At 39.4% G+C, this 371-nt stretch carries 1 protein-coding gene; it reads left to right on the top strand.

Annotated features, from left to right (window positions below; genetic code table 11):
• Positions 1–371 (top strand): ferritin family protein (locus UB32_RS00795; RefSeq protein ID WP_044390417.1); only part of this gene is annotated, 371 nt, incomplete at both ends.

Raw genomic sequence — 371 nt, 5'->3', positions numbered from 1 at the left:
GAAATGCTTGACTTCGCCATCCGTGATGAATACTTTGCCTTAGCTGAATATGAAATCATTATGGAGCAGTTTAATGTAGACAGTCCGTTTAGTAACATCTCAGAAGCAGAACAGCATCACATTGATTTGCTGGTCCCGCTGTTCAGTGAGTATCAACTGCCGATGCCTGAAGATACAAGCAAGGTAGAAATACCAGAGACATTGAAAGAGGTCTATCAAATGGGAGTTCAAGCCGAAATTGATAACATCAAGATGTATGAATTTTTCTTGGAACAACCCGATCTTCCTGCTGACGTCAAGGATGTCTTTGGAAAATTGATGAACGCATCATACAATCATCTCAATGCGTTTCAAACAGAATTAGATAAATT

Origin of the sequence: Mesobacillus subterraneus (assembly GCF_000934845.1) — a bacterium.
In the GTDB taxonomy this organism is placed as follows: Bacteria; Bacillota; Bacilli; order Bacillales; family Cytobacillaceae; genus Mesobacillus; species Mesobacillus stamsii.
The sequence above is the reverse complement of the archived record's forward strand: the minus strand, read 5'-3'. Positions and strand labels throughout refer to the sequence as shown.